This window comes from Paraburkholderia sp., from assembly GCF_050742655.1.
In the GTDB taxonomy this organism is placed as follows: Bacteria; Pseudomonadota; Gammaproteobacteria; order Burkholderiales; family Burkholderiaceae; genus Paraburkholderia.
Genome location: NZ_JBOIGG010000004.1, coordinates 332,189 through 353,068, shown reverse-complemented (window position 1 = coordinate 353,068; position 20,880 = coordinate 332,189). Strand labels below are relative to the sequence as shown.

22 protein-coding genes are annotated in these 20,880 nt (G+C 64.5%); 8 read left to right on the top strand and 14 right to left on the bottom strand.

All coding sequences use genetic code 11. The features are described from left to right. The first annotated feature begins 28 nt into the window (after positions 1-28). Both ACREXZ_RS08850 and ACREXZ_RS08845 read left to right on the top strand, forming a co-directional pair. Positions 29-520, top strand: coding sequence for a putative toxin-antitoxin system toxin component, PIN family (locus ACREXZ_RS08850; protein WP_431763668.1), 492 nt, complete (start codon positions 29-31; stop codon positions 518-520). 71 nt (positions 521-591) lie between these two features. Next, the gene (locus tag ACREXZ_RS08845) at positions 592-1,764 is read left to right on the top strand and encodes a pyridoxal phosphate-dependent aminotransferase (RefSeq protein ID WP_431763667.1); all 1,173 of its coding nucleotides are present in this window, start codon (positions 592-594) and stop codon (positions 1,762-1,764) included. 91 nt (positions 1,765-1,855) lie between these two features. On the opposite strand, the gene ACREXZ_RS08840 is transcribed toward ACREXZ_RS08845, so the two are convergent. Continuing rightward, the gene (locus ACREXZ_RS08840; protein ID WP_431763666.1) at positions 1,856-2,503 is read right to left on the bottom strand and encodes a glutathione S-transferase family protein; all 648 of its coding nucleotides are present in this window, start codon (positions 2,501-2,503) and stop codon (positions 1,856-1,858) included. Positions 2,504-2,641: 138 nt separating this feature from the next. On the opposite strand from ACREXZ_RS08840, the gene ACREXZ_RS08835 reads away from it, so the two are divergent. The 6 genes from ACREXZ_RS08835 (at position 2,642) to ACREXZ_RS08810 (ending at position 9,000) form a co-directional block, all read left to right on the top strand. After that, a complete protein-coding gene (locus ACREXZ_RS08835; protein WP_431763665.1) occupies positions 2,642-4,201 on the top strand; it encodes a 3-hydroxyacyl-CoA dehydrogenase in 1,560 nt (519 codons plus the stop codon). After that, positions 4,198-5,001 carry an oxepin-CoA hydrolase, alternative type gene (locus tag ACREXZ_RS08830; protein ID WP_431763664.1) on the top strand — a complete coding sequence of 268 codons (804 nt, stop codon included), beginning with the start codon at positions 4,198-4,200 and terminating at the stop codon, positions 4,999-5,001. Before ACREXZ_RS08835 ends, ACREXZ_RS08830 begins: the two co-directional genes overlap by 4 nt. Further along, complete coding sequence (locus tag ACREXZ_RS08825) at positions 4,998-5,726, top strand: histidine phosphatase family protein (RefSeq protein WP_431763663.1); 729 nt, start codon at positions 4,998-5,000, stop codon at positions 5,724-5,726. The genes ACREXZ_RS08830 and ACREXZ_RS08825 overlap by 4 nt, the downstream gene beginning before the upstream one ends. An 18-nt stretch (positions 5,727-5,744) precedes the next feature. Continuing rightward, positions 5,745-6,863, top strand: a complete 1,119-nt coding sequence (locus tag ACREXZ_RS08820) for a phosphotransferase (protein WP_431763662.1) — start codon at positions 5,745-5,747, stop codon at positions 6,861-6,863. Positions 6,864-6,932: 69 nt separating this feature from the next. Then, entirely contained in the window at positions 6,933-8,159 is a 1,227-nt protein-coding gene (locus tag ACREXZ_RS08815; protein WP_431763661.1) for an acyl-CoA dehydrogenase family protein, read from the top strand. A 139-nt stretch (positions 8,160-8,298) separates the two neighbouring features. Then, complete coding sequence (locus ACREXZ_RS08810) at positions 8,299-9,000, top strand: glutathione binding-like protein (protein WP_431763660.1); 702 nt, start codon at positions 8,299-8,301, stop codon at positions 8,998-9,000. Between the two features lie 32 nt (positions 9,001-9,032). On the opposite strand, the gene ACREXZ_RS08805 is transcribed toward ACREXZ_RS08810, so the two are convergent. The 13 genes from ACREXZ_RS08805 to nuoI all read right to left on the bottom strand — a co-directional run bounded on the left by ACREXZ_RS08805 (position 9,033) and on the right by nuoI (position 20,870). Next, positions 9,033-9,518, bottom strand: coding sequence for a MaoC family dehydratase (locus ACREXZ_RS08805; protein ID WP_431763659.1), 486 nt, complete (start codon positions 9,516-9,518; stop codon positions 9,033-9,035). Beyond that, a complete protein-coding gene (locus ACREXZ_RS08800) occupies positions 9,515-9,982 on the bottom strand; it encodes a MaoC family dehydratase (RefSeq protein ID WP_431763658.1) in 468 nt (155 codons plus the stop codon). Before ACREXZ_RS08800 ends, ACREXZ_RS08805 begins: the two co-directional genes overlap by 4 nt. Before the next feature lie 40 nt (positions 9,983-10,022). Then, the gene (locus ACREXZ_RS08795) at positions 10,023-11,156 is read right to left on the bottom strand and encodes an acyl-CoA dehydrogenase family protein (RefSeq protein WP_431763657.1); all 1,134 of its coding nucleotides are present in this window, start codon (positions 11,154-11,156) and stop codon (positions 10,023-10,025) included. A 10-nt stretch (positions 11,157-11,166) separates the two neighbouring features. Continuing rightward, entirely contained in the window at positions 11,167-12,363 is a 1,197-nt protein-coding gene (locus ACREXZ_RS08790) for an acyl-CoA dehydrogenase family protein (RefSeq protein ID WP_431763656.1), read from the bottom strand. Between the two features lie 49 nt (positions 12,364-12,412). Beyond that, entirely contained in the window at positions 12,413-12,826 is a 414-nt protein-coding gene (locus tag ACREXZ_RS08785; protein WP_431763655.1) for a DUF1178 family protein, read from the bottom strand. A 288-nt stretch (positions 12,827-13,114) separates the two neighbouring features. Next, positions 13,115-13,744 carry an NUDIX domain-containing protein gene (locus ACREXZ_RS08780; protein ID WP_431763654.1) on the bottom strand — a complete coding sequence of 210 codons (630 nt, stop codon included), beginning with the start codon at positions 13,742-13,744 and terminating at the stop codon, positions 13,115-13,117. A 60-nt stretch (positions 13,745-13,804) separates the two neighbouring features. Further along, the gene (locus ACREXZ_RS08775) at positions 13,805-14,101 is read right to left on the bottom strand and encodes a DUF2818 family protein (RefSeq protein WP_431763653.1); all 297 of its coding nucleotides are present in this window, start codon (positions 14,099-14,101) and stop codon (positions 13,805-13,807) included. A 3-nt stretch (positions 14,102-14,104) separates the two neighbouring features. Continuing rightward, a complete protein-coding gene (nuoN, locus tag ACREXZ_RS08770) occupies positions 14,105-15,577 on the bottom strand; it encodes an NADH-quinone oxidoreductase subunit NuoN (protein ID WP_431763652.1) in 1,473 nt (490 codons plus the stop codon). A 25-nt stretch (positions 15,578-15,602) separates the two neighbouring features. After that, on the bottom strand, positions 15,603-17,093 hold the full coding sequence (locus ACREXZ_RS08765; protein ID WP_431763651.1) for an NADH-quinone oxidoreductase subunit M: 1,491 nt from the start codon (positions 17,091-17,093) through the stop codon (positions 15,603-15,605). A 14-nt stretch (positions 17,094-17,107) separates the two neighbouring features. After that, positions 17,108-19,186 (bottom strand): NADH-quinone oxidoreductase subunit L, encoded by a 2,079-nt coding sequence (gene nuoL / locus ACREXZ_RS08760; RefSeq protein ID WP_431763650.1) that lies wholly within the window; start codon positions 19,184-19,186, stop codon positions 17,108-17,110. A gap of 17 nt (positions 19,187-19,203) precedes the next feature. After that, entirely contained in the window at positions 19,204-19,509 is a 306-nt protein-coding gene (gene nuoK / locus ACREXZ_RS08755) for an NADH-quinone oxidoreductase subunit NuoK (RefSeq protein WP_091018293.1), read from the bottom strand. Between the two features lie 18 nt (positions 19,510-19,527). Further along, on the bottom strand, positions 19,528-20,241 hold the full coding sequence (locus ACREXZ_RS08750; RefSeq protein WP_431763649.1) for an NADH-quinone oxidoreductase subunit J: 714 nt from the start codon (positions 20,239-20,241) through the stop codon (positions 19,528-19,530). Between the two features lie 140 nt (positions 20,242-20,381). Further along, on the bottom strand, positions 20,382-20,870 hold the full coding sequence (gene nuoI / locus ACREXZ_RS08745; protein ID WP_431763648.1) for an NADH-quinone oxidoreductase subunit NuoI: 489 nt from the start codon (positions 20,868-20,870) through the stop codon (positions 20,382-20,384). Positions 20,871-20,880: the final 10 nt, after the last annotated feature.

Below are 20,880 nucleotides of genomic sequence, written 5' to 3'. Positions count from 1 at the left end.
GTCATAGACGAAAGCCAGATTGTAACGAATGCCCGGTTCTCATGCCTCCCGCGGCGCGCCTCGCGTCGTCATCGACTCCAACGTGTGGATCGACATCCTCGTGTTCGACGATCCGTTCACGCGGCCGATCCGCGATGCGCTCGAACGCGGGGCGCTCACGGCGCTGATCGATGAGCGCTGCCACGCGGAACTCGCCTACGTGCTCGACTACCCGCAGTTCGTGCGCCGCGCCGTCGACAGGGAAGCGGCACTGGCAACGCTCGCACGGCTCGCTCAACGGGTCGAACCGGCAGCACCGCCTGAAGATTCACCGCCGCTGCCGAAGTGCAAGGACCGCGACGACCAGAAGTTTCTCGAACTCGCGCACGCGGCCGGTGCCGACTGGCTCGTATCGAAAGACCGGGCAGTGCTGAAGCTCGCGCGCCGTATTGCACGCGACTTCGGGTTCCGGATCGCGCAGCCCGCGGCGTTTATCGCGGCGTGTGCGCTCGAACCTTCAGACGAACCCGCGCCCGCCTGACGAACACGCCGCCGCCGGTTTCCCTACAATCGAACCTTTATCGCGATCGATCCACGCTCCGGACCAGCGCCATGAACGCACCCCACGACACACCGACCACTCCGTTGTTTCCATCCCGTCTGCCGGATGTCGGCACGACGATCTTCACCGTGATGAGCGCGCTCGCTGCCGAAAAAGGCGCGGTTAATCTCGGTCAGGGCTTCCCGGATTTCGACTGCGATCCGCGCATCGTCGACGCCGTGACCCGCGCGATGCAAGGCGGCCACAACCAGTACCCGCCGATGGCCGGCGTCGCGCCGCTGCGCGAAGCGATCGCGGACAAGATCGCGAACCTGTACGGCCGCCGCTACGACCCCGCGAGCGAAATCACCGTAACCGCGGGCGCGACGCAGGCGCTCCTCACCGCGATTCTCTGCTGCGTGCATCCGGGCGACGAAGTGATCGTCGTCGAACCGACCTACGACAGCTATCTGCCGTCGATCGAACTCGCGGGTGGCAAGCCCGTCTTCGTCACACTCGATGCGCCCGACTACCGGATTCCGTTCGACCGTCTCGCCGCTGCAATCACGCCGAAAACGCGGCTGCTGCTGATCAACACGCCGCACAATCCGACGGGTACCGTCTGGCGCGCCAATGACATGCGCCAGCTCGAAGCGATCGTGCGCGGCACGAATGTGCTGATCCTCTCCGACGAGGTCTACGAGCACATGGTCTACGACGGCGCGCCGCATGAAAGCGTCGCGCGCTATCCGGAACTCGCGCAGCGCAGCTTCGTCGTGTCGAGTTTCGGCAAGACGTATCACGTGACGGGCTGGAAGGTCGGCTACGTCGCGGCACCCGCCGCGCTGACCGCCGAATTCCGCAAGGTCCATCAGTTCAACGTGTTCACGGTCAACACGCCGATGCAGATCGGCCTCGCCGACTATCTGCGCGATCCGGCGCCGTATGTGAACCTGCCCGCGTTCTACCAGCAGAAGCGCGACTATTTCCGCGCGGGTCTCGCCGGTACGCGCTTCAAGCTGCTGCCGTGCACCGGCACGTACTTCCAGTGCGTCGATTACTCCGCGATCAGCGATCTGCCGGAGGCCGAGTTCGCGCAATGGCTCACGACGGAGATCGGCGTCGCCGCGATTCCAGTGTCGGCGTTTTATCACGCGCCGCACGAGTCGGGCATCGTGCGCTTCTGCTTCGCGAAGAAAGAAAGCACGCTTGCGACCGCGCTCGAGCGGCTCGAGCGGCTCTGATGCAATGGAGCGCGCGACGATGCGAACTCACCTGTACCGTTCGCCGTCCCGCGCTCCATCTGGCGGCGATGCCGCCAGGCAGTCACTCCGCTTACCCTGCCTGCGTCGACGCGATATAGGCCTTCCGGTCCCCCGTCACGCGCTGTGCCGCGGGACGTCCGTTGATCGCCTTCACGTACGACTTCCAGTCGATCCCCGCGTCGAGCAGGAAGTCCCGCCCGTAGATCGCCTGCGTCGCCATCCCGACGAGCGGCAGGTTCAGGTAGCCCGCGACATCCGCGACACTGAAGCGCTCGCCGCGCAGAAACGGCCCGAACAGCGCGAGGCGTTTGAAGCCGGCCACATGACGCGTGAGCCGCTTCTCGATGAGCGCCCGCGTCCCGTCGCTGATCTTGCCGCCGAAAAACGCTTCCTTGTACAGATCGCGCGCGACGAGTTCGAGATGCAGGTCGATGAACGTGATCAGCTCGCGCTCCTTCGCGGCTTCCCACGGATCGCGCGAAAAGATTGCCTTGTCCGGATAGCGCGCCGCGAGGTATTCGAGGATCGCCTGCGATTCGCACAGGTCGCCGTCGTCGGTCTGGATGTACGGCACCTTGCCGAGCGGCGAATGCGCGAGCACTGTTTCGTCCTGCGCGGGCTCCACGAAGACTTCCTCGAACGGAATGCCGTATTCGAGCAGCGCGAACTTCACCTTGTTGTAGTAGTTCGACAGCGCGTAGCCACACAGCTTGATCATGATGGGATGCCTCCTTCGACAGGTTTCCGGTACCGCTCGGCACAACGCCGGCGGTGCTTCTGCTTTGTTCGGTTTGAATAATCGCAAAAAAATGCACGACCGTGCTAGTCTAAAACAATCATGGAGCCCAGTAACGCAATGACCTCTCGCCCCTACAGCATCGAGACCATCGGCATCGTCGGCACCGGCGCGATGGGCCGCGGCATCGCGCAGATCGCCGCGCTCGCCGGCCTGAACGTGCGCCTGTACGACACGAACCCCGCCGCGATCGGCGCCGCGCGCGACTATCTCGCCGAGACTTTCGCGAAGCTCACCGAAAAGGGCAAGCTCGAACATGCGCGCGCGCTCGCCGCGCTCGCGTGCGTGACCGGCGCACAGACCGTCGGCGAACTGGCCGGCTGCGACCTCGTGATCGAGGCGATCGTCGAAAACCTCGACGTGAAGCGCACGCTGTTCCGCGAGCTGGAGGCAGTCGTCGGCGACCGCTGCGTGCTCGCGTCGAACACGTCCTCGCTGTCGATCACGGCGATCGCCGCCGCGTGCACCGATCCGTCGCGGGTAGTGGGCTATCACTTCTTCAATCCGGTGCCGCTGATGAAGGTCGTCGAGGTGATCGACGGTCTGCGCGGCGACCCGGCCGTCGGCGACGCGCTGATGGGACTCGCGCGCCGGATGGGTCACACGCCGGTCCGCGCGAAGGACATGCCCGGCTTCATCGTCAATCACGCGGGACGCGGGATGAACACCGAGGGGCTGCGCATCGCCGGCGAAGGCGTCGCGAGCTTCGCCGATATCGACCGCATCATGCGCGAGCAGGCCGGCTTCCGTCTCGGGCCGTTCGAACTGCTCGACCTGACCGCGCTCGACGTGTCACATCCGGTGATGGAGTCGATCTATCACCAGTTCTACGAGGAGCCGCGCTTCACGCCCTCGCCGATCACCGGCACGCGGCTCGCGGGCGGGTTGCTCGGCCGCAAGGTGGGCGAAGGTTTCTACCGCTACGTCGACGGCAAGCAGCAGGTGCCGCCCGAAGCGCCCGCGCCGACCGCGCTGCCCGCACGCGTGTGGGTGAGCCGGCAGCAGGCGTGCGCGCGCGACGCGGTGTTGCAGCTCGTCGCGAAAGCCGGCGTGCCGCTCGACGAAGGCGACGCGCCCGCTGCCGATTCGCTGATCGTCGTCACACCGTTCGGGCTCGACGCGACCACCGCCGCCGTCGACGAAAACCTCGACGCGCGCCGCGTCGTCGCGATCGATGCGCTGTTCCCGCTCGTCGGCGCCAAGCGTCGCACGCTGATGACGACGCCCGCGACCACACGCGACGTGCGCGACGCCGCGCATGCGCTGTTCGCCGCCGACGGCGTGCCCGTCACTGTGATCCACGATTCGACCGGCTTCGTCGCGCAGCGGGTCGTCGCGACGATCGTCAACATCGGCTGCGATATCGCGCAGCGGCAGATCGCATCGCCGCAGGACATCGATCTCGCGGTGACACTCGGCCTCGGCTATCCGCGCGGTCCGCTCGCACTCGGCGACGCGCTCGGCGCGAGCACGATCCTGACGATCCTGCGCAACCTGTCCAGGGTGCTCGGCGATCCGCGCTACCGACCGTCGCCGTGGCTCGCGCGACGTGCGCAGCTTGGCCTGTCGCTGACCCAGGGCGATGCCGCCGATGCATCCACTCAAGGCTCGCAGCAATGAGCGCCGAACTGCTGACCAGCCGCCCGACGCTCGCCGGCAGCGACGACCATGCGTCGACGCTCGTACTCACGCTGTCGAATCCCGGCGCGCGCAACGCGCTGCATCCGGACATGTACGCCGCAGGCATCGAGGCGATCGACTCAGCCGAACGCGACCCGTCGACCCGCGCAATCGTCATCGCCGGCGCCGATCACTTCTTCTGCGCGGGCGGCAACCTGAACCGGCTGCTCGAGAACCGCGCGAAAGATCCGTCGGTGCAGGCGCAGAGCATCGATCTGCTCGGCGAGTGGATCACTGCGCTGCGCGCATCGTCGAAACCGGTGATCGCGGCCGTCGAAGGCGCGGCGGCCGGCGCGGGCTTTTCGCTCGCGCTCGCGTGCGACCTGATCGTCGCCGCCGACGACGCGAAGTTCGTCATGTCCTACGCGCGCGTCGGCCTCACCCCCGACGGCGGCGGCTCATGGTTTCTCGCACGCGCGCTGCCGCGTCAGCTCGCAACCGAAGTGCTGATCGAAGGCAAGCCGATCGGTGCCACGCGTCTCCATGAACTCGGCGTCGTGAACCGCGTCGCAAAGCTGCACACGGCGCTCGATACGGCGATCGCGTGGGCCGACGAACTCGGCCGCATCTCGCCGAATGCAATCGCGCGCATCAAGGGGCTCGTCGGTGCGGCCGGCGCACAGCCGCTCGCCGATCATCTCGTCGCCGAACGCGACAGCTTCGTCGAGTCGCTGCATCACGGCGACGCGCTCGAAGGCATCACGGCATTCCTCGAAAAACGTCCGCCGGTGTATCGATGAGCGCGCCCGCCTCGACGTTCCAGTTGCCCGCGCGGCGCCGCATCTTCCTGATGCGGCACGGCGACGTCACGTACTTCGATGCGTCCGGCCGCGCGATCGATCCCGACACCGTACCGCTGAACGACAACGGCCGCGCGCAGGCCACCGCCGCGGGCCGCGCATTCGCCGAAGCAGGCATCCGCTTCGACCGGGTGATCGTCAGCGGCCTGCCGCGCACCGTCGAGACCGCGCAACGTGTACTCGCCGAAACCGGCCAGACGATCGAACCCGAGATCGAGCCCGCGTGGCGCGAGATCCGCGGCGGCAAGCTCGGCGAGATTCCGGCCGCCGATCTCGAAGCGGCATTTCTCTCCGTGTTCGACGGCATCGTCGACGAGCGCACGCGCTTTCTCGGCGGCGAAACGATCGGCGATCTGTTCGACCGTGCGCTGCCGGCACTCGCGGCGCTGCGCGACGACACGTCGTGGGACACCGTGCTGCTCGTGCTGCACGGCGGCGTGAACCGCGCGATCCTGTCGCATGCATTGACCGCAGGCGGCCGCACGTTCTTCGGCCATCTCGCGCAGGCCACCGGCTGCATCAACGCACTCGACGTCGGCACCGAACCGCGCGACTGGGTGTTGCGCACGATCAATTACGCACCGCCATCGCCGCTGCATCGCGACGTCCGCAACACGACGATGGAAATGCTCTACGCACAGTTCATTCAATACCGGCGTCGCTAACCGGAACGGGAGGAGACAATGACGCTACAAGCCGACCCCAAAGACAGTATGACCAACCCCGCGGATTATTCGGCGTTCGAGGGCACACGTCCCGTGTCCGGGCGCCAGCGCTTCGACGTCGACGCGCTGACTGCCTGGCTCGATAAGCACGTCGACGGATTCGCAGGGCCGCTCGAAATCGAGCAGTTCGCCGGCGGTCAGTCGAACCCGACCTTCAAGCTCGTCACGCCGCAACGCGCGTATGTGATGCGCGCGAAGCCTGGTCCCGCGGCGAAGCTGCTGCCGTCCGCGCATGCGGTCGAACGCGAATACCGCGTGATGGACGCGCTCGCCGGAACCGACGTGCCGGTCGCGAAGATGCTCGCGCTGTGTGAGGACGAAAGTGTGATCGGCCGTGCGTTCTACGTGATGGAGTTTGTCCAGGGACGCGTGCTGTGGGACCCGTCGCTGCCCGGCGCGAGCACGGCCGAACGCGGCGCGATCTTCGACGAGATGAACCGCGTGATCGCCGCGCTGCATTCGGTCGACGTCGCGGCCATCGGGCTCGCCGACTACGGCAAGCCGGGCAACTACTTCGCGCGGCAGATCGGCCGCTGGAGTCGCCAGTACCTGGCGTCCGAGACCGAGCCGATCGACGCGATGCAGCGGCTGATCGACTGGCTGCCTCAACACATGCCCGACCAGGGTGACAAAACCGGCGAACGCGTATCGGTCGTGCACGGCGACTACCGGCTCGACAACCTGATCTTTCATCCCGACGAACCGCGCGTGCTCGCGGTACTCGACTGGGAACTGTCGACGCTCGGCGATCCGCTCGCCGATTTTTCCTATCACTGCATGACGTGGCACGTCGATCCCTCGCAGTTCCGCGGCATCGCGGGGCTCGACTGGGCCGCGCTCGGCATCCCGGACGAAGCGCACTACTTGCAGCGCTACTGCGCGCGGACCGGGTTCGAGATCCGCGGCGACTGGAATTTCTACCTCGCGTACAACATGTTCCGCATCGCGGCGATCCTGCAGGGGATCATGAAGCGTGTCGTCGACGGCACGGCCGCAAGCGCGCAGGCGCTCGACGCCGGCCGCCGCGCGCGCCCGATGGCAGAGCTTGCGTGGCAGTACGCGCAGAAGGTGCGGTAAGGTAAGCACACACAAGTGCGGGATCGAGTCACCGTCATCGTTCGCTGTCTGTTTTTTTCGAGGCCACTCATGAATTTCGATTACACCCCGAAGGTCGAAGCGCTGCGCGAAAAACTGCTCGCATTCTTCGACGAACACATCTATCCGAACGAGCCGGTCTTCGCCGGCGAAATCGCGCGCAACCGGCAGAACGGCAACCCGTGGCAAGCAACGGAACTGATCGAAACGCTGAAGCAGACCGCACGCGATGCCGGTCTGTGGAACCTCTTCCTGCCCGACTCCGAGCGCGGCGCCGGGCTGACGAATCTCGAATACGCGCCGCTGTGCGAGATCATGGGCCGGGTGCCGTGGTCACCGGAAGTGTTCAACTGCAATGCGCCCGACACCGGCAACATGGAGACGATCGAACGCTACGGCAGCGACGCCAATAAACGCGAATGGCTCGAACCGCTGCTGCAGGGGCAGATCCGCTCGGCGTTCCTGATGACCGAGCCGGAGGTCGCATCGTCGGATGCGACCAACATCCAGACGCGCATTACGCGCGACGGTGATCATTACGTGATCAACGGGCGCAAGTGGTGGTCGTCGGGTGCGGGCGATCCGCGCTGCAAGGTGTACATCGTGATGGGCAAGACCGATCCGGACGCGCCGCGCCATGCGCAGCAGTCGATGATCCTCGTCCCCGCCGATGCGGCCGGCATCACCGTGCACCGTCCGCTCACGCTGTACGGCTACGACGACGCACCGCATGGGCACATGGAGATCACGCTCGATAACGTGCGCGTGCCCGCATCGAACCTGCTGCTCGGCGAAGGCCGCGGCTTCGAGATCGCGCAGGGCCGGCTCGGACCGGGCCGCATCCACCACTGCATGCGGCTCATCGGTCTCGCCGAGCGCGCGCTCGAACTGATGGCGAAGCGCACGCTGGCGCGTGTTGCGTTCGGCAAACCGATCGCGGAACAGGGCGTCACGCAGGAACGCATCGCGGAGGCGCGCTGCATGATCGAACAGGCGCGGCTGCTCACGCTGAAAACGGCCTACATGATGGACACCGTCGGCAACAAGGGCGCGCGCGGCGAGATCGCGATGATCAAGGTCATCGCGCCGAACATGGCGTGTCAGGTGATCGACTGGGCAATCCAGGCGCATGGCGCCGCGGGCCTGTCCGAAGACTTCCCGCTCGCGTATGCGTACGCGCTTGCACGGACGCTGCGCTTCGCCGACGGTCCCGACGAAGTCCATCGCAACGCGATCGCGAAGCTGGAACTCGCGCGGCATCTGCCGGCGCGCGCGTAGGCATAAGGGCGCTGCGCGGCGCGCTGCACCGCCGATCGAACTATGCTCTAATTTCCGCCTGCCTCGGCCATGCCGTTCGCGCGCCGCGCGGGCGGTGCGGCCTCTTCCACCGAAGCACGCACGGAACGAAGGAGCCACGATGATCGACGTCTACAGCTGGGCCACGCCCAACGGCCACAAGGTCCACATCATGCTCGAGGAAACGGGCCTCGAGTACACCGCTCACCCGATCGATATCGGCGCCGGCGACCAGTTCAAGCCCGAATTCCTCGCTGTCAGTCCGAATAACAAGATCCCCGCGATCGTCGATCCGGACGGCCCGCGAGGCGCCGATGGGCGGCCGTTCTCGCTGTTCGAGTCGGGTGCGATCCTGATCTATCTCGCCGAGAAGACCGGCCGCTTCCTGCCGACCGATCCCGCCGAACGCTATGCGACGCTGCAGTGGCTGATGTTCCAGATGGGCGGCATCGGTCCGATGCTCGGTCAGACACACCACTTTCGCATCTACGCGCCCGAACCGATTGAATACGCGATCAACCGCTATACGAATGAAACGCGGCGCCTGTACGGTGTGATGGACCGGCAGCTCGGCAAGCATGCGTATCTCGCCGGTAACGCGTACACGATCGCGGACATTGCGTCATTCCCGTGGATGCGCTCATGGAAAAATCAGGGCATCGAACTCGACGATTTTCCGAACGTGAAGCGCTGGCACGAGGAAATCGCCGCGCGTCCGGCGGTGGTGCGCGGCGTGGAGGTCCTCGCGTCGGTGCGCAAGCCGTTGATGGACGACAAGGCGAAGGAAATGCTGTTCGGCGCGACGCAGTACGCGAAGCACTAGACGCGCCGGCCGAAACTCACGATCGGCCTGAGTCAGAAGTAATGCCGCGTGATGAACTCGGCCACGCACACCGGACGCTCGCTGCCTTCCCGTTCGAGCGTCACATTCCACTCCACCTGTACGCCGTCGTCGTCGACGTTGGTGACACGCTGCACCGCGAAGCGCGCGCGCACCCGCGCGCCGACCGGCACTGGCGCGGTGAAGCGCACGCGGTTCAATCCGTAGTTGACGCCCATCCGCTGCTGCAGCGTCACGGTGCCGTCGAGCAGCGCGGGAATCAGCGACAGCGTCAGGAAGCCGTGCGCGATCGGACCGCCGAACGGCGACTCGCGACGCGCACGTTCCGGATCGACGTGAATCCATTGATGGTCATCGGTCGCATCCGCAAAGCGGTCGACACGCGGCTGATCGATCTCGACCCAATCGCTTACCAGCGGCTCGCCGCCTGCCAACGCATGCACGGCGCCGGCAGCGGCAAGCGTCACGCGTGTCACGTGTGTGGCAGCCCCACCCGTCATGCGGCCGCCTGCGGATTGCGCAAGCCGAAGATCCCCTTCGACCGGACGGTGATCACCGTCTCGCCGTTCTGGTTGATCCCCTCCCACTGCGTCGACACGATGCCGCGGTCCGGCCGGCTTTCCGACAAGCGCTTGTCGAGAATCGAATTCTTCATCGTGATCGTGTCGCCGACGCGCACCGGCTTCAGCCAGCGGATCTCGTCGATGCCGGGCGACCCCATCGACGTCGAATTCGCGAGCGCGCCGCGCACGAGCAGCCCCATCATCACCGAGCACGTGTGCCACCCGCTCGCGATCAAACCGCCGAACGGCGAAGCGGCCGCTGCCGCGTCGTCGATGTGGAACGGCTGCGGATCGAACTCGCTCGCGAAGCGCACGACCTCGTCGCGCGTGAATGTGTGCAAACCGACCTCGTACGTCGTGCCCACTTCCATATCTTCGTAACCGATTCTCTGTGCTGTCATGGTGTCCTCGTTGGCCGATGGCCGTGCTTTCGTGTTTCTTTCACGCTTCCATATCGGCCACGGCAAAAGCCGGCAGCGACGCAAAACGCGCGAGATGATGATCGACGTCGCCGAGCGTCGTTTCGATGATCGACAACCGCTTGAACAGATGCGCCGCCGCGACTTCGTTCGTCACGCCCATGCCGCCGTGCAGCTGCACCGCCTGCTGACCGACGAAGCGGGCCGCTTCGCCGACGCGGGCCTTCGCAGCCGAAATCGCGCGCCGCCGTTCGTCGGCATCGGGGCTCGCGTAGCGGACCGCGGCGAGATAGGTGATCGAGCGCGCCTGCTCCGCGTGGATCAGCATCTCGACCATCCGGTGCTGTAGCGCCTGGAAGCGCGCGATCGGCACGCCGAACTGCTGGCGCGTCTTCGTGTATTCGACTGTGGCGTGATTCAGAGCGTCAAGCGCGCCGACTGCCTCCGCGCATAGCAGCAGCGTGCCATAGTCTGCTATGTGCTCGAGCGCCGCGGCGCCCGCATGACGACCGGCGAGACGCCGCGCCGGCGTGTTTGCGAACGTCAGCGTCGCGGCGCGCTGGCCGTCGATGGTCCGGTAGTCGGTGACCTGCACGCCGGCCGCGTCGCGCGTCACGACAAACAATGCGATCTCGCCGTCGAGCCGCGCGGGCACGATCCAGCTGCCGGCCTGCGCGCCGTGCTGCACGACCGATTTCGTACCGGTGAGCACGAAGCGATCGCCGTCGCGGGTCGCTTCCGTCTGCACGGCAAACAGGTCGTAACGCGCATGCGGTTCGTGAAACGCGACCGCGAGTTTCAGTTCGCCCTGCGCCGCGCGCTCGAGCAGCACGGCGTCGTCGCCGTCACCCGTGCCCGCGAGCCGCAATGCCTCGATACCGACCGCCGTCGCCCAGTAAGGCTCGACGACGAGCGCGCGGCCAAGCTCCTGCATCGCGACCAGCATGTCGACCGCACCGCCGTCGAAACCGCCCTGCGCTTCCGGCACCGGCAACGCGGTGAGCCCGAGTTCGGCGAATCCCTGCCAGTGCGTGTCCGATACGCCGCTGTCCGAACCCACGATGGCCTGCCGCGCGTCGAAGCCGTAGCTCTTGTCGAGATAGCGACGCAGTGCATCGGCGAATTGCTGCTGTTCGTCGGTGAAAGTGAAGTTCATGCGCCGCTCCTCAAATGCCCAGAATCATCTGCGCGATGATGTTCTTCTGAATTTCGTTCGAGCCGCCGTAGATCGACGTCTTGCGGAAGTTGAAGTAGTACGCGGCGAGCGGTGCCGCATCGTCGTCGCCGGCCGCGCTGTGCGCGTGCTCGCCTTCGAGGAACGGCACGTCGAACGGCGCCGCGAGCGGCCCGACCGCTTCGAACATCAGCTCGGTCAGCCCCTGCTGGACCTCGGTGCCCTTGATCTTCAGCATCGACGCCTCGGGTCCGGGGCCACGGCCGCCGGTCTCGTTCGCGACGACGCGCTGCACCGTCACCTCGAGCGCCATCAGTTCGATCTCGAGCTTCGCGACCTTCGCGCCGAACACCGGATCGTGCAGCAGCGGCTTGCCGTTCTTCTGCTGATCGAGCGCAACGCGCTTGAGAAACGCGAGCTCGCGCTTCGACTGGCCGACCCGCGCGATACCGGTGCGCTCATGGCCAAGCAGATATTTCGCGTAGGTCCAGCCGCGATTTTCGTCGCCGACGAGATTCTCGACCGGCACTTTCACGTCTTCGAGAAAGACCTCGTTGACCTCGTGATCCTCGTCGAGCGTGATGATCGGGCGCACCGTGATGCCCGGCGTCTTCATGTCGATCAGCAGGAACGAGATGCCCTCCTGCTTCTTCGCGCCACTGTCCGTGCGGACCAGACAGAACATCATGTCCGCGTGCTGGCCGAGCGTGGTCCAGGTCTTCTGTCCGTTGACGACGTAGTGATCGCCGACGCGCTCCGCACGTGTGCGCAGCGACGCGAGATCCGAACCCGAGCCGGGCTCCGAGTAGCCCTGGCACCACCAGTCCGAGCCATCGAGAATGCGCGGCAGATAGCGGCGCTGCTGCGCTTCGCTGCCGTACTTCATCAGCACGGGCGCGACCATCGATACCCCGAACGGCAGCACGATCGGCGCACCGATGCGGGCGCACTCCTCGTCCCAGATATGGCGTTGCGTCGGGTTCCAGCCCGGCCCGCCGAATTCGGTGGGCCACGCAGGCGCGGACCAGCCGCGCGTACCGAGCCGCGCGTGCCAGCGCGCGAAGTCGTCGCGGCTCAGACGTTTGTGATTGAGGACTTTCGCGCGTACCTCGTGAGGCAGGTTTGCCTCGAGCCAGGCGCGGACGTCGGCGCGGAATGCGTCGTCGGTGGGGGAGTAATCGAGATCCATGCGCAGTGTCTCCTGACCGCGCCTGCTCCCGCCGTGAACGAGCCGTTCGCTACTGTAGCGGCTCCTTCAGCGCGGCCGGAATGGGCAGCGGCATGACTTCGATGCCTTCTTCGACCAGGGCTTTCGCATCTTCGGGTGTCGTGACACCGCGAATGCTGCGTGCGGGCGCTTCCTGATAATGGATGCGCCGCGCTTCCTCGGCGAAGCGGTCGCCCACGTTCTCGGTTTTTTCCAGTACCTCGCGCAACGCCAGCATCGCACGCGCCTGTGACGCGTGCTGCGCGTCACCGGTTGCGCCCGACAGATTCAGCCGGGGCGCCGACGGCAAACGGCTCACTTCGGTCGCACCGCAGATCGGACATTCGACGAGCTTGCGGGACAACTGCGATTCGAAGTCATCGGCGGAAGCGAACCAGCCTTCGAACCGATGGCCGTGCGGGCACTGTAAATCGAGGACCTTCATGTGGAATCGGGGCTTGCGTGCCAGTTTAGCGCAAAACAGCTTTTTGTGAACGGTCGTTCGTAAAAATCACGGCATGGCGAGGATCGCGATTCTGCCACGCTCGATCCTCGTCCATGCCGCGGCGGGTTGCCGGATTTTAGCGCGTGAGAAAAAAGTCCGCCGACGCATGTCGGTCAGCGTTCGATGCCTGCGGCGACGATGGGTTAAAAACAAAAACGGCAGCCGTTTCATGGCTGCCGTTTTCGCTTGAATCTCTTCGGCGCGCGAAACGCCGACAGCCGACCGGAATCAGTTGCCGCCCACCGGCGCCGGTGTCTGCCATTCGCCCGACAGCACCTTCTCCAGCCAGAACGTCCCGATGATGGTCTTCACGTCGGTGACCTTGCCGGTGCGGACCCATTCGGACATCTGCGGGACCGTCGCGGTGAACAGTTCGAGAAACTCGCCGTCGTCGAGCTTGCGTTCGCCCGCGGTGAGTCCACGCGCGAGGTAGATCTCGATGAACTCGGTCGAGTACGAGATGATCGGGTGGATGCGCGCGAGGAAAATGTATTCGCTCGCGGTGTAGCCCGTCTCCTCATGCAGCTCGCGTTTCGCGCAGGCCAGCGCACCTTCGTTCGGATCGAGCTTGCCGGCCGGATACTCGACCATCACCTTGCCGATCGGATAGCGATACTGGCTTTCGAGCAGCACGCGGCCGTCGTCGAACAGCGGAATCACCATCACCGCGCCCGGGTGCTGCACGTATTCGCGCGTCGCGTGCTTGCCATCGGGCAGCTCGACCGTATCGCACTTTAGCGTCAGGAACTTGCCTTGATGGAGCGTCTCGCCCGAGACGCGCTTTTCGATCAGCGCATCGCCGTGATCGGGGGGATTGGCCGTGACGTCAGCCGAAGGGGTTGCCGGAGCGTGAGCCATATGTGACCTCGTAGGATCTGGCGACGCCTGGTGCGACGTCAACCGCGACGGCACGAGCCGTCAGCGGCGTTTGACCAGATACTGGTAGGTGAAACCGGGAAACGCGAACACGACGAACAGGCTGAACGTGACCGCATAGAATTGCCAGCCCTGCTCGAAGCGGTTGCCCGCGCGCGACTCGAGCATGAAGCCCAGTGCGCCGACCGCCAGATACAGCACGATCAGCTCCGCGATCCGGATCCACGCGTTCTTCTTCGTCGCGCCAACCGGCACGACGGCGAAGAGGCGTTGATTCAGGAACGGCAGGTTGGCGCCGACCAGCGCCAACAGTACGATAAACCAGCCCGCTGCGGACATCGATCAGTTACGCAGCGAGTGGCTGATGGCCTGCAGGCAGATCGTCATCAGCGGGCCGGGCACGATGCCGAGCACCAGCACGGCGACGCCGTTCAGCGTCAGCAGCGCGCGCTTGCCGGTATCCGCCGTGATCGATTCCGTATCCTGCGGCGCATCGAAGTACATCACCTTCACGATGCGCAGGTAGTAGAACGCGCCGAACAGCGACGTGATCACCGCGAGTACCGCGAGCCAGGTGAGGCCGGCGTTCATCGTCGCTTCGAGCACCGCGAGCTTCGCGTAGAAGCCGACTGTCGGCGGAATGCCGGCGAGCGAGAACATCATCGCCATCATCACGAACGCGAACACCGGGCTGCGCTGATTGAGACCCTTGAAGTCGTCGATGGTTTCGGCTTCGAAGTCGCGCCGCGCGAGCAGCATCACCACGCCGAACGAGCCGAGCGTCGTGATCAGGTAGACGATGCTGTAGAACATCGCCGAGCCGTACGCGTTCGCCGCGCCGCCGGCCTTGCCGTCGACGACGCCCGAGAGCAGGCCGAGCAGCACGAAGCCCATGTTCGCGATCGCGGAGTACGCGAGCATCCGCTTGATGTTGCGCTGGACGATACCGGTAATGTTGCCGACGATCATCGACAGCGCGGCGAGGATGACGAGCATCTCCTGCCAGTCGACCGCGAGCGGCAGCAGACCCATCACGAGGAAACGCAGCCCCCACGCGAATGCGGCGACCTTCGGACCGCCGCCGGTCAGCAGCGTCATCGCGGTCGGTGCGCCCTGGTAGACGTCCGGCACCCACATGTGGAACGGCACGGCGCCCATCTTGAACGCGATACCCGCGACGATGAAGATCACGCCGAACAGCAGCACGACATCGTTGATGCGGCCCGATGCGATCGCCTTCCACACTTCACCGAGTTCGAGCGAGCCGGTCGCGCCGTACAGCATCGAGATGCCGTACAGCAGGAAGCCCGAAGCGAGCGCGCCGAGCACGTAGTACTTCATCGCCGCTTCATTCGACTGCGTGGCATCGCGGCGCAGCGCGATCACCGCGTACAGCGACAGCGACATCAGTTCGAGGCCGAGATACAGCGTGAGGAAGTTGTTGCCCGAGATCATCACGAGCTGCCCGAACAGCGAGAACATGCCGAGCAGGAAGAAGTCGCCGCGGAACAGGTCGCGATCTTCCAGGTACTTGCGCGAGTAGACGATCGACACCGCATAGCCGAGCGACACCACCGCCTTCATCACGTTGGCGAACGAATCGACCACCACCATCTTCGAGAAGAAGTAATACTGGTTCGGATCGAACGAGTTCGCCGCAAACCAGACACCGGCGACGACCGTACCGATCAGCGCGATGTAGTACGTGGTCCGGCGGCCGGACGCGCCGACGAACGTATCGTTGAGCCACGCGACGATGATCGCGAGCATCACCAGCGCGTCGGGCAGCAGAGCACTCATAGGGGCGTTTTGCATGATCTTTAAATTCCTCCGCTCTGCATTACTGTGGCAACGGCAGTTTTGACTGCGCGACGTGGGAGAGGAGGTTTTCCACGGATACGTGCATCACATCGGTGAAGGGCTTCGGATACAGGCCCATGAACAGCGTCAGCACGGCGAGCACCGCCAGCATGAAGAACTCGCGACGGTTGATGTCGAGCAGGCTCTTCACGTGGTCGTTCGCGACCGCGCCGAAGTACACGCGCTTGTACATCCACAGCGTGTACGCCGCGCCCAGGATCAGCGTGAACGCCGCACCGAACGCGACCCAGAAATTGAACTGGACGGCGGCGAGGATCACCATGAATTCGCCGACGAAACCGGAGGTGCCCGGCAAGCCGCAGTTCGCCATTGCAAACAGCATTACGAACGCCGCGAACTTCGGCATCGTGTTGACGACGCCGCCGTAGTCGGCGATCTGGCGCGAGTGCATGCGGTCGTACAGCACGCCGATACACAGGAACATCGCGCCCGACACGAAGCCGTGCGAGATCATCTGCACGATCGCGCCTTCGACGCCAAGCTGGTTGAAGATGAAGAAGCCGAGCGTGACGAAGCCCATGTGCGCAATCGACGAATACGCGACCAGCTTCTTCATGTCCGCCTGCACGAGCGCGACGAGGCCGATGTAGATCACCGCGATCAGCGACAGCGTGATCACGACCGGCGCGAGGAAGTGGCTTGCGTCCGGTGCGATCGGCAGCGAGAAGCGCAGGAAACCGTACGCGCCGAGCTTCAGCATGATCGCGGCCAGCACGACCGAGCCGCCGGTCGGCGCTTCCACGTGCGCATCGGGCAGCCACGTGTGGACCGGCCACATCGGCACCTTGACGGCGAACGCAAGGAAGAACGCGATGAAGATCAGCACCTGCGGCGTCATCGACAGCTTCGCGGCGTGCCACGTGGCGAGATCGAACGTGCCGGTCTGCGTGTACAGGTACAGCAGCGCGACCAGCATCAGCAGCGAGCCCATCAGCGTGTACAGGAAGAACTTGAACGCCGCGTACACGCGGTTCGCTCCCCCCCACACGCCGATGATGATGTACATCGGGATCAGCGTCGCTTCGAAGAATACGTAGAACAGCATCCCGTCGGCCGAGCTGAACACGCCGACCATGATCCCGGACAGGATCAGGAACGCGGCGAGGTACTGCGCGACGTTCTTGGTGATGACTTCCCACGCGGCGATCACGACGATCACGGTGATCAGCGCGGTCAACACGACGAACCACATCGAGATGCCGTCGACACCGAGGTGATACGTGATGTTGAAGCGCTCGATCCACTTCGCCTGTTCGACGAACTGCAGCTGCGCGGTGCTCGCGTCGAACTGCGTGATCAGCGGAATCGTGACGAGGAAGCTCAGCAGCGAGCCGATCAGCGCGAGCCAGCGCGCGGGACCGGGGTTGCGGTCTGAACCGATGGCGAGAACCAGGAGGCCGACAATGATCGGCAGCCAGATCGCGGTACTGAGAATCGGATAAGCGTGCATTCGTGTCCCTCGCCTTATTTGCCGCCGAGCGTTACAAACAGGGTTAGGAGCCCCAACATACCGATGATCATGGCAAACGCGTAGTGGTAGATGTAACCGGATTGGAGGAAGCGGATCACGCCGGCGAACCACCCGATAAAGCGTGCGCTTCCGTTGACGATACCGTCGATGACCGCGACGTCGCCCTCTTTCCAGAGGCCGCGGCCGATCGCCACGGCGCCCTTCGCGAAGACCACTTCGTTGATCTTGTCCATGTAGTACTTGTTATCCAGCAGCGTGTAGATCGGGCCGAACGCGCGCTTGACGACGGCCGGCAGATCCGGACGCTTCAGGTACAGGAACCACGCGACGACGACGCCCGCGAGCGCGAGCCACACCGGCAGCCCCGCGACCGAATGCAGACCCATCTGCGCCCAGCCCTGGAATTCTTCAGCCATCTCGTGCAGCGCCGGATGGTTGTCGCCGATGAAGATCACCTGGCTGAACGCGACACCGTGCTGGAAGAAATCGCCGAACAGCATCGGACCCACCGCGATCGCGCCGATCACGACTGACGGAATCGCGAGCAGCACGAGCGGCACCCACACCACCCACGGCGTTTCGTGCGGTTCATGCGCGTGGTCGTGATCGTCGTGACTGTGATCATGACCGTGGCCGTGATCGTCATGGCCATGCGCCGCGGCAGCCGCTGCTTCGATGCCCATCGGCGACTCGGGATGCTTCGGACCGCGGAAGCGCTCTTCGCCGTGGAACACGAGGAAGTACATCCGGAACGAGTACAGCGCCGTGACGAACACGCTCGCCACCACCGCGAAGTACGCGAAGCCCGAACCCGGCAGATGCGACAGCTTCACCGCATCGATGATCGAGTCTTTCGAATAGAAGCCGGAGAAGAACGGCGTGCCGATCAGCGCCAGCGAACCGACCAGCGACGTGATCCACGTGATCGGCATGTACTTGCGCAGGCCGCCCATGTTGCGCATGTCCTGGTCGTGGTGCATGCCGATGATCACCGAACCCGCGCCGAGGAACAGCAGCGCCTTGAAGAATGCGTGGGTCATCAGGTGGAAGACGGCGACCGGGTACGCGGACACGCCGAGCGCGACCGTCATGTAGCCGAGCTGCGACAGCGTCGAATATGCGACGACCCGCTTGATGTCGTTCTGCACGATGCCGAGGAAGCCCATGAACAGCGCGGTGATCGCGCCGATCACGGTGACGAACGACAGCGCGCTGTCCGACAGTTCGAACAGCGGCGACATCCGCGTCACCATGAAGATGCCGGCCGTCACCATCGTTGCCGCGTGGATCAGTGCGGAGATCGGCGTCGGGCCTTCCATCGAATCGGGCAGCCACACATGCAGCGGGAACTGCGCCGACTTACCCATCGCGCCGATGAACAGGCAGATACACGCGACTGTCAGCAGGCCCCAGCTGGTGCCCGGGAACGAAAGCGCCGCGAGTTCGTGGCTCTTCGCGAACACGTCCTGATAGTTCATCGAACCGCCGTACGCGAGCAGCAGGCCGATGCCGAGCAGGAAGCCGAAGTCGCCGACGCGGTTCACGAGGAACGCTTTCATGTTCGCGTAGATCGCGCTTTCACGGGTGTAGTAGAAGCCGATCAGCAGGTACGAGACAAGACCCACCGCTTCCCAGCCGAAGAACAGCTGTAGGAAGTTGTTGCTCATCACGAGCATCAGCATCGAGAACGTGAACAGCGAGATGTACGAGAAGAAGCGCTGGTAGCCGTCGTCGTCGGCCATGTAGCCGATCGTGTAGATGTGCACCATCAGCGACACGAAGGTCACAACGCACATCATCATCGCGGTCAGCGAGTCGACGAGGAAGCCGACTTCGAACTTCAGCTTGCCGACCGACAGCCACTCGTAGATGGTCGCATTGAAGCTCGCGCCCTGTATCACGTCGAGCAGGACGATCGCCGACAGGATGAAGGAAATCGCGACGCCGAGAATGGTGACCGTGTGGGCGCCCTTGCGCCCTACTGTCTTCCCGAACAGCCCCGCGATCAGCGAGCCGGCCAGCGGTGCGAGCGGAACCGCCAGCAGCAGGTTTTCGTTAAGTGTCGTTGACATAACAGCTTTGCCTGAAATTAACCTTTGAGCTGATCGAGATCCTCGACGTTGATCGTGTCGAGGCTGCGGAACAGGGTCACCAGAATCGCGAGGCCGATGGCCGCTTCAGCCGCGGCAACGGTCAGCACGAAGAACACGAAGATCTGGCCGTGCAGGTCGCCGAGATAGTGCGAGAACGCGACGAAATTCGTATTCACCGCCAGCAGCATCAGCTCGATCGCCATCAGGATGATGATCACGTTGCGGCGGTTCAGGAAAATACCGACGATGCTGATCGCAAACAGGATCGCGCCGAGTACGAGGTAGTGAGCAAGGGTCAACATGTTTTTTCTCCTGTCCGCTCAGCTTTTGCTGCCCGGAGCCGCGCCGGGTGCAGCGGTTGCCGCAGCATCTTTCGCCGCCTGCGCTGCTTTGGCCGAATCCGCCGCTTCCTGCGCCACGGACTTCTCGAATGCCATCTTCACGATGCGCACGCGGTCCTGGCTGCGCACCTTGACCTGATCCGACACGCGTTGGCGCTTGCTGTCCTTCGCGTGCCGCGTGGTCAGCGCGACCGCCGCGATGATCGCGACCAGCAGCACGAGGCCGGCGACTTCGAACGCGAAGATGTAATCCGTGTAGATGAGCTTGCCGATCAGACGCGTGTTCGACCAGTCGGGCGACGTGCCGGGCACCGCCAGCGACGCATCGCGCACCACGGTCGTCGTCGCGCCGTAGCCGTGCCAGAGGATCAGCGCGGTCTCGACCACGATGATCGCGCCGACGATCGTCGCCATCGGCACGAAGCGCCTGAAGTCGCGCCGCAGCACGTCGAGATTGATGTCCAGCATCATCACGACGAACAGGAACAGCACCATCACTGCGCCGACGTAGACGAGCACCAGCAGGATCGCGAGGAATTCCGCTTCCAGGAGCATCCAGATCGCGGCCGCGTTGAAGAACGCGAGCACGAGGAACAGCGCGGCCGCCACCGGGTTGCGCGAAGTGATCACCTTCAGCCCTGACACGGTCAGCAGCAGCGCGAAGATGTAGAACAGTACGGTCGTGAATTCCATGATTACCGGTTCATCGTTAGGCCAACGTCAGCCAAGGTTCTTTGGCGCGCGCACCGCGCAAACAGCAGCACAGGAACGCCGTGCCGCGGCGGTGGAAAGCCGCGGCGCCCGCCCGCATGCGCGGGCCGATACAGCAAGCATCAACGGTACGGTGCGTCTGCCGCCTTGCTCGCCGCGATTTCCGCTTCGTAGCGGTCGCCAACGGCCAGCAGCATGTCCTTCGTGAAGTACAGGTCGCCGCGCTTTTCGCCGTGATATTCGAGGATGTGCGTCTCGACGATCGAATCGACGGGGCAGCTCTCCTCGCAGAAACCGCAGAAAATGCACTTGGTCAGATCGATGTCGTAGCGCGTCGTGCGGCGCGTGTTGTCCGCGCGCGTTTCCGATTCGATCGTGATCGCGAGCGCGGGGCACACGGCCTCGCACAGCTTGCACGCGATGCAGCGCTCTTCGCCGTTCTCATAGCGGCGCAGCGCGTGCAGGCCGCGAAAACGCGGGGAGATGGGGGTCTTCTCTTCCGGAAACTGCACGGTGACCTTGCGCTTGAACGTGTAGCGTCCCGTCAGCGCCAGACCTTGCAACAACTCGGTCAGGAAGAACGTCTTGAAGAAGTTTTGAATTGCGGTCATGGAGTCATCC